Source organism: Pseudovibrio denitrificans JCM 12308 (assembly GCF_001310815.1).
In the GTDB taxonomy this organism is placed as follows: Bacteria; Pseudomonadota; Alphaproteobacteria; order Rhizobiales; family Stappiaceae; genus Pseudovibrio; species Pseudovibrio denitrificans.
Window position 1 is genome coordinate 154044 of the sequence record NZ_BAZK01000001.1, and the last position, 14730, is coordinate 168773.

Annotated in this window: 14 protein-coding genes; all 14 read left to right on the forward strand. The window is 52.0% G+C overall.

From position 1 onward, the window contains the following. Window position 1: 1 nt before the first annotated feature. The 14 genes from tssF to tssK all read left to right on the forward strand — a co-directional run bounded on the left by tssF (window position 2) and on the right by tssK (window position 14721). Window positions 2–1879 (forward strand): type VI secretion system baseplate subunit TssF, encoded by a 1878-nt coding sequence (gene tssF, locus JCM12308_RS00610; RefSeq protein WP_054782549.1) that lies wholly within the window; start codon window positions 2–4, stop codon window positions 1877–1879. Beyond that, entirely contained in the window at window positions 1876–3042 is a 1167-nt protein-coding gene (gene tssG, locus JCM12308_RS00615) for a type VI secretion system baseplate subunit TssG (protein ID WP_054782550.1), read from the forward strand. Before tssF ends, tssG begins: the two co-directional genes overlap by 4 nt. An 8-nt stretch (window positions 3043–3050) precedes the next feature. After that, a complete protein-coding gene (gene tssH, locus JCM12308_RS00620; protein WP_054782551.1) occupies window positions 3051–5732 on the forward strand; it encodes a type VI secretion system ATPase TssH in 2682 nt (893 codons plus the stop codon). Window positions 5733–5863: 131 nt separating this feature from the next. Then, window positions 5864–6526 carry an ion transporter gene (locus JCM12308_RS00625; protein ID WP_208978136.1) on the forward strand — a complete coding sequence of 221 codons (663 nt, stop codon included), beginning with the start codon at window positions 5864–5866 and terminating at the stop codon, window positions 6524–6526. Between the two features lie 11 nt (window positions 6527–6537). Continuing rightward, on the forward strand, window positions 6538–6750 hold the full coding sequence (locus tag JCM12308_RS28660) for a hypothetical protein (protein WP_208978178.1): 213 nt from the start codon (window positions 6538–6540) through the stop codon (window positions 6748–6750). After that, the gene (locus JCM12308_RS32005; protein WP_208978137.1) at window positions 6743–7921 is read left to right on the forward strand and encodes a type VI secretion system contractile sheath domain-containing protein; all 1179 of its coding nucleotides are present in this window, start codon (window positions 6743–6745) and stop codon (window positions 7919–7921) included. Before JCM12308_RS28660 ends, JCM12308_RS32005 begins: the two co-directional genes overlap by 8 nt. After that, the gene (locus JCM12308_RS32010; protein WP_208978138.1) at window positions 7894–8739 is read left to right on the forward strand and encodes a type VI secretion system contractile sheath domain-containing protein; all 846 of its coding nucleotides are present in this window, start codon (window positions 7894–7896) and stop codon (window positions 8737–8739) included. The genes JCM12308_RS32005 and JCM12308_RS32010 overlap by 28 nt, the downstream gene beginning before the upstream one ends. 21 nt (window positions 8740–8760) lie before the next feature. Then, window positions 8761–9042, forward strand: coding sequence for a hypothetical protein (locus JCM12308_RS00635; protein WP_008546758.1), 282 nt, complete (start codon window positions 8761–8763; stop codon window positions 9040–9042). A gap of 41 nt (window positions 9043–9083) precedes the next feature. After that, entirely contained in the window at window positions 9084–11192 is a 2109-nt protein-coding gene (locus tag JCM12308_RS00640; RefSeq protein ID WP_054782552.1) for a type VI secretion system Vgr family protein, read from the forward strand. A gap of 8 nt (window positions 11193–11200) precedes the next feature. Then, the gene (locus tag JCM12308_RS00645) at window positions 11201–11794 is read left to right on the forward strand and encodes a DUF6931 family protein (RefSeq protein WP_008546483.1); all 594 of its coding nucleotides are present in this window, start codon (window positions 11201–11203) and stop codon (window positions 11792–11794) included. Beyond that, entirely contained in the window at window positions 11791–12081 is a 291-nt protein-coding gene (locus JCM12308_RS00650; RefSeq protein WP_037035904.1) for a PAAR domain-containing protein, read from the forward strand. The genes JCM12308_RS00645 and JCM12308_RS00650 overlap by 4 nt, the downstream gene beginning before the upstream one ends. A 4-nt stretch (window positions 12082–12085) precedes the next feature. Beyond that, window positions 12086–12901: an FHA domain-containing protein gene (locus JCM12308_RS00655; RefSeq protein WP_208608688.1), complete on the forward strand. Its 816-nt coding sequence runs from the start codon at window positions 12086–12088 to the stop codon at window positions 12899–12901. 69 nt (window positions 12902–12970) lie between these two features. Further along, entirely contained in the window at window positions 12971–13384 is a 414-nt protein-coding gene (gene tssJ, locus JCM12308_RS00660) for a type VI secretion system lipoprotein TssJ (protein ID WP_037036005.1), read from the forward strand. Continuing rightward, window positions 13384–14721, forward strand: a complete 1338-nt coding sequence (gene tssK / locus JCM12308_RS00665; protein ID WP_054782554.1) for a type VI secretion system baseplate subunit TssK — start codon at window positions 13384–13386, stop codon at window positions 14719–14721. Before tssJ ends, tssK begins: the two co-directional genes overlap by 1 nt. The last annotated feature ends 9 nt before the right edge of the window (window positions 14722–14730 follow it).

Here is a 14730-nt window from a genome sequence, read left to right on the forward strand (position 1 = left end):
CATGAAGCCTTGGCTGCTTCCTTATTACAACAGAGAATTACAGCACATACGCGAAAGTGCCTCAGAATTTGCAGAGGCATATCCCAAGGTTGCAGGCCGCCTCGGGTTGAGTGGCTTTGACTGTGCAGACCCTTATGTGGAGCGGTTACTAGAGGGCTTTGCGTTTCTGACCGCGCGTGTTCAGTATAAGCTAGATGCCCAGTTCCCTCAGTTCACGCAGCATCTTCTGGAGATGGTGTATCCGCATTTTCTGGCGCCCGTGCCATCCATGCTGATTGCCAGCCTTGAGCCAGATATGACACAGGGCTCACTGAAGGAAGGCTATCTGGTTCCTCGTGGAACTCAACTACGTAGCCGGAAAAGTGCACGCGGAGCAACGCCTTGTACCTACAAGACGGCTCACGACACAACCTTATGGCCTGTCAGCGTAGAAGCTGTCGACTATCTTGCAAGCCCGAGTGAGCTGGCCGCACAGAAAGTTGAGGTACGCAACGGAGCTAAGGCTGGGCTTCGCATTCGGCTGAAGACCGTTGGCAATATCCCCTTCAACGAATTGGCGCTGGATGAGCTCCCCCTCTATTTGCGAGGTGGCGGCTCTCAGCCGGTGAAGCTCTACGAGCAAATTATCGGTAACTGTGCGGGCGTTGCCATTCGTCCGACAAGCCTGCCGACACCATGGGAAATCAATCTCCCCTCTGAAATCGTGAACACACGCGGTTATGGAGATGAAGATGCTCTGCTCCCCTACGGCCCTCAATCCTTCAGCGGGTATCGTTTGCTGCAGGAGTACTTTGCTTTCCCACATAGGTTCCTGTTTGCTGAACTGACAAATCTGCAACCAGCTGTTCGCCAATGTGAAACCGATGAGATGGATATTTTCCTGCTTTTCAATCGGGTTGACAGGGATCTGGAGCGCGCCGTTGATCGCGCGAATATTGCGTTGTTTTGTACGCCAGCCATCAATCTGTTCTCCACGCGACTGGATCGCTTGCACATCAATGACAGGCGCAGTGATCACCATGTGGTGCCGGATCGTTCCAAGCCGCTGGACTATGAGATCTATCAGTTGGAGGAAGTGGAAGGCTACAGCTCTCAGGGTGATGCGCCGCAGATCTTCAAACCGTTTTACAGCCTCTCAAGTTCTCAGGATATTCGCAGTGAGAGTGCTTACTATACAGTTCATCGGAAACAACGCTTAGCGACGGCAAAGCGGAAGATTACGGGTGGTCGCAGTAACTATCTGGGCACCGAGATCTTCATCAGCCTCGTGGATGCGAAAGATGCTCCCTATAATCTATCACTCAATCAGCTGGGCATTCGCGCACTTTGTACAAACCGAGACTTGCCATTAATGATGCCTATTGGCGCGGGCAAATCAGACTTTTCGCTTCCAGAAGGTGGTCCAGTCAACGCGGTGAAGTGTATTGACGGACCAAGCCGCCCTCGCCCCTCCAACATCTTTGGCGAAACTGCATGGCGGTTCATCAACCATTTGTCACTGAACTATCTCAGTATAGCGGATAACAACGATACCGATGGCGCGCAGGCCCTGCGATCCATTCTGCATCTTTATGCGCCGCTGGGAGATACCTCTACGACGCAGCAGATAGATGGTGTTCGATCTATCAAATCTACCCGAGCAGTGCGTCGTCTTCCTGGGCGTGGCCTCTCTTCGGTTGCCCGTGGTCTGGAGCTCAACATAACGCTCGATGAAGCCGCATTTGAAGGCACGGGTGTATTTCTCTTGGGAGCAGTGCTCAACGAGTTCTTCGCGCGTTACGTATCGATTAACAGCTTCACGGAAACCGTGGTGAGATCGAGCATTCGTGGTGAAGTGATGCGTTGGCCATGTCAGATTGGGAGGCGTCATAGGCTATGACCGGTTCCCAGACACCTCCTCCCTCTATTGGTCCACCGCCGAAACCGACACCTTCCAATGGTGCAAACAAGGTCCCTGCGGTTACACAGCAGCCTCCAACACAAGAAGCACGCTGGAGGGGGCGTTTGCGTTCGGCTGAGAAAGACTTTCTCGACTACGAGTTTTTGCCTCTGGTCCGGCTTATTGAATGTGCCAATCCCAATAAACCTCGCATCGGAACATCCCGCCGATGTCAGGATGATCCTGTCCGGTTCTCTCATGAGCCACATTTGCAGTTTGAAGCTTCGACGATCACAGCTTTCAAGCAGGGTGTTGGCACTAATCCAAGTCGAATGACCAGCCGTTTCCTCGGTCTCTTTGGTCCTAATGGACCGATGCCCCTGCATCTGACCGAATATGCGTTTAAGCGAGAGCATCAGCACCGCGATACGACCATGCGGGCGTTCGCGGATGTATTCCATCATCGTATTCTCAGCCTGTTTTATCGGGCTGCGATCACCGGTGAACCTGCTTTCAGCTTTGATCGACCTGAGCAGGATCGGTATTCAATCTATACCGGTGCATTGGCTGGCTTTGGGCCGACAGAGTTCCGGCACAGAGATGATCTACCAGACGTGGTGAAGTACCATTTTGCGGGTCGGCTAGCGCTGCAAACACGCGGAGCAGATGGCTTGCTGGCCATCCTCAGCTGTTACTTCAACCTCCCCGTTGAGCTTGAAGAGTTTATTGGTGAGTGGCTTTATCTGCCCAAAAAGCAGGTGACTGCGCTCAATGGTTTCCGCAACGCTGGCCTTCTTGGAGTTGGTGCAGCTTTGGGTGGTCGTGTCTGGTCCAGCGACACCAAGTTCCGCGTTGCATTTGGACCGCTTTCTCTGCGCGATTATGAGGGTTTATTGCCTGATGGCATTTCCATGCCGCGGCTGCTTTCTGCTGTTCGTGCTTATTGTGGTGATGAGCTGGAATGGGATGTGGCTTTGGTGCTGAAACGCAACCAGGTGCCTACAACTCGTCTGGGACAATACGGAAAACTTGGTTGGACCACGTGGCTCTCGCCCAAGAAACAGGGCGGCCCGGTTCGAGATCTCAATTTGCGCCCCCGTCAAGTTACTGAAAAATCAAAAAAAGCGTCTGTTCATAGCAACGGTAGTGCGAAGGCTGCCTAGGAGTTCCCATGAGTGATATCAAACGAGCGTCCCTCTTCGGTAAATTAAATCCGACCTGTTATCAGGCAATCGACAGCGCTACGACTTTTTGTAAGATGCGCGGCAATCCTTATGTGGAGTTGGAACATTGGTTCCAGCAGCTGCTGAGTGCGCAGGATTCAGATTTACACCGTATCATTCGCGATGCGGGTATCGATGAGGCACGGCTTGCGTCGGATCTCACCAAAGCTTTAGACAAACTCCCGCGCGGTGCAAGTTCCGTTAGCGACCTATCCCAACACGTGGAGGAAGCGGTTGAACGTGGCTGGGTTTATGCCACACTTATGTTTGGCGACAACGCCATCCGCAGTGGCTATCTCCTGATCGGCATTCTCAAGACCCCCGGTCTGCGCAACACGCTCTTTGGCATCTCACGATTGTTCGAGAACATTTCCGCAGACGATACTGCGGCCCGCTACAAGAAGATTACAGAAGGCTCTCCTGAAGAAGGCAAAGCCAAGGATGGAACGCAGCTGGATGCAGGTGAGCAACATGCTGCCGCCCCTGGATTAAAAACGGCTGATGAAGCCCTTGATGCTTACTGCACGGATGTAACTGCCAAAGCAAAAGAAGGCCAGCTGGATCCTGTTATTGGCCGCGAAGAAGAAATCCGACAGATCATTGATACGCTGATGCGCCGCCGCCAAAACAACCCTATCCTGACTGGTGAAGCCGGTGTTGGTAAGACCGCTGTTGTTGAAGGCCTGGCGATCCGCATTGCTGAAGGTGATGTGCCACCGTCCATCAAAGACGTACGGGTTCTGCTGCTGGATGTAGGTCTGCTGCAGGCCGGTGCTGGAGTTAAAGGCGAGTTTGAAGATCGTCTGCGCAAGATTTTGGATGCGGTTCGCTCCTCTGTACAGCCGATTATTCTGTTCATCGACGAAGCCCATACACTGATTGGTGCTGGTGGCGCCGCTGGTACCGGTGATGCCGCGAACCTGCTTAAACCAGCTCTGGCACGTGGAGAGTTGCGGACGATCGCGGCCACCACATGGTCAGAGTACAAGAAGCATATTGAGAAAGACCCTGCTCTTGCCCGGCGGTTCCAGAACATTCTGGTTGAAGAGCCAGATCCGGATAAAGCTGTTGCCATTATGCGCGGTGTGGCAGCCATGCTTGAAAAGCACCATCAGGTGCAAATCCTTGATGAAGCATTGGAAGCTGCAGTTCATCTTTCCATGCGCTTTATTCCGGCTCGGCAGTTGCCCGACAAAGCAATCAGTTTGATTGATACGGCCTGTGCCCGCGTTGCCCTCTCCCAACACGCTACACCGGCAGCGGTAGATGATTGCCGGAAGCGGCAAGTGATGGTGGAGACAGAGCGAGATATTCTGGAACGCGAGTCTCAATCCGGTTTTGATGTGGGAGAGAAACTCTCTGACGTTAAAAAGAAACTGACGGAACTTGAGAAAGAGCGCGAAGGGCTGGAAGCAGAGTGGATCAAAGAGCAAACGCTCGTTGGAGACATTCTGAAACTGCGTGAAGTGTTCCGCCAAACCAATGGCGATGAGAATGCCGATACAGCGCCAGTTAAGAAAGAACTCGACGAGAAGCTGGAAGAGCTGACAGAGCTTCAAGGTGAACATCCGCTCATTTTGCCTGAAGTCGACGCGCAGGCGGTTGCTACCATTGTTTCGGACTGGACTGGCATTCCAACAGGCCGAATGGTTTCTAATGAAATCAACACCGTCCTTCATCTGAGCGATATTCTGCGCAAGCGGATTATTGGTCAGGATCATGCGATGGAAGTGATCGCGCGCCGTGTGAAGACTTCGCGCGCCAATCTGGATAATCCAAGCCGCCCAATCGGTGTTTTCCTGCTTGTGGGACCAAGTGGTGTCGGTAAGACCGAAACCGCTCTGGCCCTTGCCGAGACGCTTTATGGCGGTGAACAGAACCTCATTACAATCAACATGAGTGAATTTCAGGAGAGCCATACTGTTTCAACCCTGAAGGGCTCACCTCCCGGGTATGTAGGTTACGGTGAAGGTGGTGTTCTGACAGAGGCCGTGCGCCGCAGGCCCTATAGCATCGTGCTGCTTGATGAGGTTGAGAAGGCCCACCCAGACGTGCATGAGCTGTTCTTCCAGGTCTTTGACAAAGGCATGATGGAAGATGGTGAAGGCCGGAAGATCAATTTCAAGAACACTCTGATCCTTCTCACCGCGAACGTCGGTAGTGATCTCATCCTGGACATGTGCGCTGACGAAGATCTGGTGCCGGATCCAGATGGCATTGCCAAGGCTTTGAGACCACCGCTTCTGAAGGCTTTCCCAGCCGCCCTGCTCGGTCGTCTTGTGACAGTGCCTTACTACCCACTGAGCTCGCCGGTCATTCATAAGATCATCAACCTGCAGCTTGGCCGCATTGGTGATCGTATTCTTGAGAACCACAATGTGAAGTTCACCTGGGATGACTCCGTTGTGAAACTGATTGAGAGCAGATGTGCCGAAATCGAGAGTGGTGGACGCATGATCGATGCGATCCTAACCAACACTCTGCTGCCTGATATCAGCACTGAGTTCCTCAAGAACATGAGTGAAGACAAGAAGATCACAGAACTCAAAGTGCATACAGATGGCGATGCCTTTGACTACAAGTTCAAGAAATCACCTGTGGCGAAAAAGGATAAGCATAAGAAGAAGTAAGAGCCTGACCTGACGAACCTAATAAACCTAAAAGAAAAATAGGAACATAGGCTTATCAGTTTTTTTACCACAGAAACTAACTGAAACAAAACACGTCGGAACTACTTTTCCAAGTGACGAGGAGTCCAACGATGCAGAAAGTCAAGCAATCGGCAAGGAGACGGTCGACGCGCATTCCTGCGTGGCGCCTCACTCTGCGCCGTATTGTTCGTTCTGATGCATTTCAGTACACTTTTCTCTTCCTGATTATTGTCAATGCCATCAGTCTTGGCTTGGCAACATCCCCCTCCGTGCGCCGGATCACTGGTGATGGTCAGGTGATCTTCGATGACGTGATCATCGGGCTCTTCATTCTGGAGTTTGTCCTGAAGATCATGGCTTTTGGCGTTCGCTTCTTCAAAAGCTGGTGGAACATCTTCGACATTTCGGTTGTCAGTTTCTCGCTCCTACCACAATCCGGCTACCTGAGCGTATTGCGTGCCCTTCGTGTCATGCGGGCCATGCGCGTGCTTTCCTTCCTGCCTCAGTACCGGCAGGTGATGCAGGCGCTGCTTGACGCTCTGCCCGGCATGTTCTCCGTGATGATCGTATTGGCACTGATTTATTACGTGTTTGCCGTGATGGCGACGGGCTTGTTTGGGGCAAGTTTCCCGGATTGGTTTGGCGATATTGGCCGGTCCCTCTACTCGCTCTTCCAGATCATGACGCTGGAGAGCTGGTCAATGGGGATCGTGCGACCGGTGATGAAGATCTACCATATGCCTGGGCCCTGTTCATCCCCTTCATCTTCCTGACAGCCTTTGCAGTGCTCAACCTTTTCATCGGTCTGATCGTCAGCTCCATGCAGGGCATCTATCAGGAAGAACACAGTGAAGATGTTGAACGTCTTCGCCTCCTCGTTTCCGCAGAAAACCGCGCGATTGCTCACCAGCTGGAAGCTGCTCAGCTGCAAGTGATCAAAACCCTCGAACGTCTTGAAGAACAAGTAGAAAATAACAAGAGAGATCGTGATGAGTGACGCTGAAAAAGACGATGACCTTGACTCGCTGCTTAACGACATCATCGAGGAAAGTGACGCCCCAGCCGAAGGTGGAAGTGCCGAGAGTGCTTCTGCCAGCGTGTTTGAACCAGATTTCGGCGAGATCGACTGTGAAGCGCCGAAGCTGGACATTACCTTAGAGAGCCCCTTCCATCTGGCGGTCATCGGCGATTTCTCAGGCCGTGCCAATCGGATGGCGCTTTACACGGCAGATGAGCTTGCCGTGCTTAAAGGCCATAATGTTGATGTCGACACGGCTGAAGATCTCCCTGCCCGTTTCAAGATCAACATTGAGCTGGACCTTGCCGGTGATGACAAGGTTATCCGGTTTGAGCCACGCTGTATCGAAGACTTCCATCCCGATGAGATCGTCGAAGAATTTGAAATCTTTGATGAACTGAAAGCACTGCGATCTTCACTAAAGAACCCAGGCACCTTCAGCGGTGCGGCTGCAACCATTGACGAATGGCTGGAAAACAAAGGCGAGAAGCCTGTTTCTCAGCGAAATTCACGGGGTTCTGTGATTGCCGTTGATAAGAAGCTGAGCGACTTCTCAGCTCTGATTGATCGGCCCGTTGAAGAGCATGAAGAAGCGGACGATCTTTCTGAGCTCATCGGCAAGATGGTCTCGCCTTACATCAAGCCTGCCGACAATCCGCAGCTCGACGATTATCTTGAAATCGTCGAGGAAGTGATGACGACAACGCTTCGCAAGATCCTGCAAAATGCAGATTTTCAGGCACTGGAGAGTGTCTGGCGCGTCATTGATATGTTGTCACGCCGGATTGAGACTTCCACATCCTTGAAGATCACGCTCTACGACATTTCTGCGGAAGATTTTGCTCGTGACCTGAGCGCGACCAACAAGCTGGAAGAAACAGGTCTGTATCGTCTGTTCGTCGAAAATGCGTTGCAGGATGAAGGAGTTGGCACGCCAAGTGCCATTGTGGGCCTTTACACATTCGACATGACACCACCGCATGCAGAGCTTCTTGGCCGCATGTCCAAGATCTGTGCGCATGCTCATGCGCCGTTCCTGACTTCTCTGGATCGTAACAACGCAAACAGAAAATTTGATGAGCTTCCTAAGATTACCGAAAAGACGTGGCAGAGTCTAAAGCTATGCCAGAGAGCAATTACATTGGTCTGAGCTTGCCACGCTTCATGCTTCGGATGCCCTATGGAGCGAAAACCGATCCGATTGATGCATTCGACTTTGAAGAGTTTGACGAGAAAATTGGCCTGAAAGCCATGTTGTGGGGCAACCCGGCAGCATTGGTTGGCCTTGTGCTCGCAAAAGACTACGAGACCAATGGCGGCGGCATGCGGCCAGGTTCGATCCTGACGATCAACGATATGCCGTTCCACTACGTGCATGACCAGTACGGTGATCAAGTCGCCCTGCCCTGTACCGACCGTATGATCAGTCATCGCAGCGTTGAACCTTTGATGCGACAACGGTTCATGCCGATTGTTTCCATGAAGGGACAGCCGGAAGTCCGGATTGCCTCTCTGAGCGGCCTTGCCGGAGATATTGTTTCCGGTCGTTGGTGTGATCAGATTGCGGTTTCCAAAGCAGCAGAGACCCCAAGCGCAAATGCTGGTGCCCGCGTCAGCATTGCTGGTGGTGACGGCTATAACCCTGCCATTCAGGCAACGAAGGGTGCTGTGGTTGTTGAAACCATCGTGGATCCTAAGAAGACCCCGGAAACCGTCTTCAGGATCGAAACAGAAACACCTGAACCTCAAGTTACAGAACCTGCGGCTGCAGACGACGAGGACGAAGATGTCGAAGAAGCAGCTCCAACACCTGCACCAAAACCTGCAGCAGCAGCGGCTCCACCTGAACCTGCCCATGACACATCTGAGCTGGACAACCTGTTGGCTGATCTTTCTGCAGATGATGAGGAAGAGGCGGACGAAGAAGGTATGGACCCAGAGCTCGAAGCGCTGCTTGCCGACCTATAACAATAAATATTGGAGTTCGAGATGGCTGAAGTCGTTGAAATAGATAATCTTCCTGAAATTTACGTCATGGAATTCGGTGGCAATTACTACCTTGTGCGCGGTGCCCAGTATCTGGATCAGATCCTGTTTGGCAAAGAGCCTTTGGGTTTCCCCGTGCTGATCAAGTCCGTCAAAACCTGGGATGAAGTTCTGCTGAACTGGGAGAATTCCGGCGGTTCCATGCCCTGGATTCTTAATCCGGGCATCGTTGAACGGATGGAACGCGACAATCGCAAACTGACCTCAGACAGCTTCAACGCCTGAGACCCGACTGTAACCCGTTTTTGAGATAGGCAGGTCCTGGAATGTGTGCAAGCAAAGTAACTGAGAACCGGCTGTTCACTATCAATTTCGATGGCGGAGATGACAGCTTCCACCTTTGGAAGATGAAAATGACCAGCGAAATGAGTGAGCTTTATGAAATGGTCGTCGATTGCCGATCATTTGAGCACGACCTGCCCCTCGACAAAATGCTCGGGCAGTCCCTCACTTTGGAGATGAAAAAGGTCTCTGGCACCAGTTTGTCTTCAGATCAGTATCTGAACGGATTTGTGACCAAAGCGATCTATACGGGTCAGGATCACGGATACTCGACGTATCGTCTCATCGTGCGTCCCTGGCTGTGGTTTTTGACACTGACCAGCAACTGCCGAATTTTTCAGGAAAAATCGACACCTGATATCTTGAAGGAAGTGTTCCAGGAGGCTGGGTTTACGGACTTCAAGAACAAACTGAGCGACAGTTACGATCCTCGCCCCTACTGCGTGCAGTTTCAGGAGAGTGATTTCAATTTTGTCTGCCGCCTCATGGAACAGGAAGGTATCTACTACTACTTCGAACATGAGGACGGCCAGCACACCATGGTTCTTGCGGATGCTTATAGTGCTCACGAGAACATCAAGGGAGAGTCCAGTCTTCCATTCTACTCAGAGGAAGATCACTTCCGCCGTGCAGCAGACCACCTTTGGGATTGGCGGCATAATGAAGAGATTCAGACGGATGAAGTCGAGATCAACGATTATGACTTCACCAAGCCAACTAGTGACTTGAAAGCCAACGCGAGTGATAAGAAATCACATCAGCTTTCTGGTCGCACACGCTACATGTATCCCGGCATTTATGAAGAAGTCAGCGCTGGTGAAAAGCGGGCGAAAATCCGCGTGGAAGAAGCGTCAGCCGCCTACGCCAAGGTTTATGCGCGCGGCAACGTGCGAGGTATGCGTCCCGGCTATCTCTTCAAGCTGGACCAGTTCCCTGATGATCCAAGTCAGGAAAAAGAATACCTGATCACCAAAGCGGTCTGCGAGATCTCCATTGAGGTTGCACGCGATGAGGAACAAGAGTTCTACGACGCGATCACCTACGAGATTGAAGCGATCGACTCCAGTGTACAATACCGAAGAGCCTCAACGACGCCCTGGCCGAACATGAGCGGCCTGCAGTCTGCTGTTGTTACAGGCGCCGATGGTGAAGAGATCTGGACCGATGAGTATGGCCGGATCAAGGTGCAATTCCACTGGGACCGCGACGGACAGAAAGACGACAAGTCATCCTGCTGGGTACGCGTCGCTCAAATGTGGGCCGGTAAGAGCTGGGGTGGATTACACATTCCACGTGTTGGGCAGGAAGTGCTTATCGACTTCCTGGATGGAAATCCCGATCGGCCTATTGTTGTCGGTAGCGTCTACAATGGCGAGCAAACTGTTCCCTATGACCTTCCCAGCGAAGCGACCAAGTCCACGATCAAGAGTGAAACCTCTAAAGAAGGTGGCGGCAATAACGAGTTCCTGTTTGAAGACAAGAAGGACGAGGAACTCGTGCAGCTTACTGCCGAGAAGGACTACGAGCGAACCGTCAAGAACAACGAGACGGTCAAGATCGGGTTCGACAAGCAGGAGGATGGTGATCAGACCATCGAGGTTTACAACAACCGTAGCTTGACCGTTGATCAAGGTGACGAGACCTACACCATCAAGACCGGTGGCCGAACAACCACGGTCGAAAAAGACGACGCCCTATCCGTCAAATCCGGCAATCACACCATCACGGTTGAGAGTGGCGATCAGTCGATCTCCATGAAGCAAGGCGCACAGACAGTTGAAGCAATGAAAGACATCGGCGTCACCTCGCAAACAGGTGATGTGAAGGTCGATGCTTCAGCCGGTTCGGTCAAAGTGTCTGGCACTCAGGCCATCGAACTGACGTGCGGCGGTAGCTCAATCAAAATGGATCCCATGTCGATCACTTTAACAGCTGGCCCAAGTTCTCTCAAACTGGAAGCAGCTCAGGCAGAGCTGAAAGGTTTGATGGTGACCGTTAAGGGTGATGTTCAGGCGACCGTCGACGGGACTCTGACCACCTTGAAAGGTGCTGGCATCACGACGGTACAAGGTGCCCTCGTCAAGATTAATTGAGGCGCATTATGGAAAATAGCGTGACAAATACTACATTGCTCCTCAATTCCTACAAGGAACTACTCGAAAAGAGACCTTTAGAACTTGGAGATGAGGCAACACCACTTGTAGAAGATAACAAGTCTTCTATCGAAGTTGTGGATACCCTGGCGGATGCAGAACTCCTGTCAGATGCCGTAAAGGTACTTGCTCACGCCCTGAGTAAACCACGTGCAGTGTGGTGGGCCAGTCAAGTCAGCAGAGCATCCTTTCCGGAAGGTACTGTGCCTACGGATGATGAGGAAATAGCGCTGAAAGCTGCGGAAGACTGGGTCCGCAAACCTGAAGAAGACCTGCGTCGTGCAGCAATGAAAATTGCCGATGACGGAGGATACAAAACTGCCGCTTGTCTGGCTGCTGCAGCAGCGGGTTGGAGCGGTGGAAGTATGGGTTCCCCAGAGTTTGATCCTGCGCCTCCCCCAGAAAACCTAACTAGTATTGCCGTAGGGTCATCTATAGTTTTGTCTGTATATGACAGCAACGTGGAGGACCCCAAAGAGTTCTTAGTCAAAGCTTTCAAGTTAGGACGAGCACTCGCAGATAATGAAATAGAGGCCCTATGAGTTTCCCGGCAGCACGTATGACAGACATGCATGTCTGTCCAATGGTGAACGGTATCGTTCCTCACGTTGGAGGCCCGATATCCCTAGGAGCGCCAACCGTCTTAATCGGGAACCTTCCGGCGGCACGCATGTCTGATATGTGCGTCTGCGTTGGGCCTCCGGACACGATAATGAAAGGCAGTGTCACCACTTTGATCGTCGGATTGCCGGCGGCGCGTATGCTGGATGTCACTGCCCATGGCGGCACCATCATCCTTGGCTGGCCCACAGTACTTATCGGGGGCTGAGGATATGGCTGATAACACGAGCATCGTTTTAGTACTCATTTTGACCAAGGGGCATGAGTTGGTCGATACAGGGAAATGCACGCGCATATTGCGACAGGAACGCTGCGTTATAGGACGTGGCAGTACTGCGGATTGGATACTTCCCGATCCTGCAAACCAATTGTCACGCCGTCATTGCATTGTTGAATGGCATGAAGGCGGATATCGCGTCGTTGACACCAGCTCCAACGGAACCTTCGTTAATGACTGGGATGAGCCTATTCCGAACGGCGAGGCTTGTGGTTTGGAGGAAGGCGATATCATCCGCATTGGCGGCTATTACATCAGCACCCAGTTTCTGCCCGAAGGTGCCGATGCACGGCTGAAGACCGATGATTTCCTGGATGCTCCAGAAAATCCTGATCCGCTTGCAGACCTGCTTCCCAAAGAACTTGAGAATGAAGATGATGACTGGGTTGATGACCAGATCGTATCTTCTGAGGACGAACTCTCTGAAGTTCTGAATGACCCACTTGAGTCTCCTGAGTCCATCCTTCGCAAAGCTACTGAAACGCTCGATTCCTATCCTGCTAGTGAAGGAAAAGAGCCAATTCCGCCAGTGAGTTATGGCTTTGAAGGTTACAAGTACTCAAGCTCTGTACCTTTTGAAAGCGATAGCGGTATTTCCAGTGAAGAAGGTGCAAGTGCCTGGGACCACAATCGTACTGAATCTGACGCCTTTAAATTACCTCGAACGCATCACCAGACCATTCCGGAGGACTGGGATGTAGAACCGAAAAAAGACATTGAGAACAAAGCTCGTAAACCACATGACGATTAGCCACATCAAACGCATTGCGTACATTTTGCTTTTGAGTATCGGCCTGGCTTCCTGCTCCGCGAGATGCCTATGCCTGTCATGATCACGACAACTGTCATTGCGGACAAGGAACTGAACCAGAACGCAGAAGGCATGTCGACACCTGTTCAGGTCAAGATCTTTTATCTTACTTCTGATGCCGAGTTTAAAACTCATGACTTTTTCACTCTGTTTGAAAAAGGAGACCAGGTTCTCGGTAAAAACCTGCTGGATATGAAGGAAGTTTTCATAGCTCCCGGAAAGATCATGAAGGTAGCAGTCAAGGTTGATCCGAGCGTGGCTTTCGTTGCTGTGCTTGGTGCCTTTCGGAAAGTGGATACAGGGACCTGGAGCTCGGTGATTACGGTTCCAAACAACAAACCATCGAGCCTCATCGCTTACTTGAGCAAGCTTGAAATTACTCTGCAGCCCGACAAGACAGTAAAAGAAGGATGGTTCTATTAATGACCACTCATAACAAAGTTGTCTGGTCAGAAGGCCTGTTTCTACAGCCGCAGCATTTCCAGCAGCATGATCGCTATCTGGAACAGCTGGTCAGTGACAGTATCTCGAGCATTCGCCCTCACCCATGGGGGCATACAGAGCTGAAAATCAATCAGGAAGCTCTGAAACTAGGACAATTCGCGCTCAATTTTGCCAGCGGCGTCATGCCGGATGGTACTCCTTTCAAGATGCCACAGGAATGTGACGCTCCTGCGTCCATCCCAGTGCCTGAGAGCGTTAAAAACTCCGTCATCTATCTGGCTCTGCCTATTCGGCAACCCGGCGCCTATGAGTACGAGTATCCAGGCGTGCAGGAAACTGCGGCGCGTTATGTGGTGCATGAATCAGAAGCTCGGGATGCCATTACTGGCAGTGATGCCAGCGTGCAGATGGAAACCGGACGTCTGCGCTTCACGTTCAAGTTTGACTTTGAGGATCTGGATGGCTGGATCTGCCTGCCAATTGCACGTGTGATTGAGGTGCGGGCTGATAAGCAAGTGATCTTGGATGACGAGTACATCTCCACTTGCCTCGCCTCGCATTCCTCTTCGGTGCTTTATGGCTACATCCGCGAAATCTGGGGCATGCTGAGCCACCGTGCAGATGCTTTGGCGGGCCGTGTTTCAAACTCTGGCAGCAAGGGCGTTGCAGAGATTTCAGACTTCCTGCTTTTGCAGACGGTCAATCGGTACGAGCCACTTTACGCGCACTTTGCACAGACGCCTTCCCTTCATCCGGAAGCGCTCTATCGCATTTCCATTCAGTTGGTGGGTGAACTGGCGACATTTACAGCGGCGGCTCGACGGCCCTCGACGCTTCAACCCTACCGCCATGAGGCTCTGACAGAGTCGTTTGCGCCAGTTATTGCCCACTTGAGGCAACACCTTTCAGCGGTTCTGGAACAGACAGCTGTTCCTATCCCACTGGAGGAGCGCAAGTACGGTGTGCGGGTTGGTATGTTGCTCGATCGCAGCCTGATCAAGTCAGCACGCTTTGTGCTTGCTGTTAGTGCTGACCTACCGTCCGAGGTGATCAATCGTCACTTCCCAGGTCAGATCACGATCGGCTCAGTGGAGCAAATCCGCGACTTTGTGAACTCGGCGCTGGCAGGCATTGCGGTGAAGCAGTTGCCAGTCGCGCCACGGCAGATCCCGTATCACACGGGCACAGCATATTTCGAACTGGATCCGGCCTCATCACATTGGGACGAAATCCGCGTTTCAGGCGGCCTTGCGCTGCATGTTGCGGGCGACTTCCCGAAACTTGTGATGGAACTCTGGGCGATCAGAGAGCAGTAGGCGATGAAC